This is a genomic window from Lentzea alba, assembly GCF_047445655.1.
GTDB classification, from domain to species: Bacteria; Actinomycetota; Actinomycetes; order Mycobacteriales; family Pseudonocardiaceae; genus Lentzea; species Lentzea alba_A.
Window position 1 is genome coordinate 1 of the sequence record NZ_JAJAEG010000106.1, and the last position, 910, is coordinate 910.

Annotated in this window: 1 protein-coding gene; it reads left to right on the forward strand. The window is 66.0% G+C overall.

Annotation, left to right across the window (positions count from 1 at the left end; genetic code table 11):
- Positions 1-30 precede the first annotated feature (30 nt).
- The coding region (locus tag LFM09_RS50095) for a hypothetical protein (protein ID WP_414103734.1) at positions 31-910 on the forward strand (880 nt) is incomplete at its 3' end.

Consider the following 910-nt stretch of genomic DNA (forward strand, 5'->3'; position numbering starts at 1 on the left):
ATTCTTGCGGGTGGTGATTGGCCGCCGGGTATGGAGGGGGATGTCTGGGGGCTTCATGAGGCGTTGCTGGAGGCGGCGGACGATCTTGATGGTGTTGTGGATGGTTTGGTGCTGTCGTTGGGGGAGGTGCTGAATCATGTGGATCCGACGGTGGGGCGGGCGTTCTGGCGTTATGGGGAGCGGTTGGCGGAGCAGCCGGCGTTTTATGCGAATGGTGCGCGTGATCTGGCGGGGTTGGCGCGTGGGTATTCGCTGAACGTGCAGGGTGCGAAGTTGTCGATGGTCGTGCAGATGGTGTTCGCGGCGACGGAGATTCTGCGGATGTGGGTGGATCCGTTCGAGTGGCCGTTGATCGGGCCGTTCGTCGCGATGATGCAGGGTGTTGTGAGGTTGATCTTCGCGAGGTTCGCGGAGTGGGTCGCGCGGGCGTTGCGGGTTGTGGTGCGGGCGGGTTCGGGGTTGGTGGGCGGGGCGGCGAGCCAGGTCACGGTGGACTCGGTGACGACCGCGATCGGCGGGATCGTGGCGATGATGACCCGGCAGGCGGCTGATGAGGGTGTGGAGGAGGTGTATGAGGACGCGATCGTGCAGGTGTGGCAGGCGGTCGAGTCGGACAAGGTGTGGGACTGGGATGACACGCTCAACTCGTTGAAGTACGGGGCGGCGGCGGGGGCGTTCGCGGGGTTGCTGGGCGGGGGTGTGGCGGTGTTCCGGCCGGGGTGGGCGGGCCGGTGGGTGACGGCGGGTGTGATCGAGGGTGCGACCGAGGTGTTCGTGGGGGCGATCACGATCCCGGAGGGGGGTGCTCCCGGTGACATCTGGAAGGGCATGATCAACGGTGTGGTGTCCGGTGCGGGCATGTCGGCTCTGCACACCTGGAAGCACAACCGCGATGTGCGTCTGGCACAGG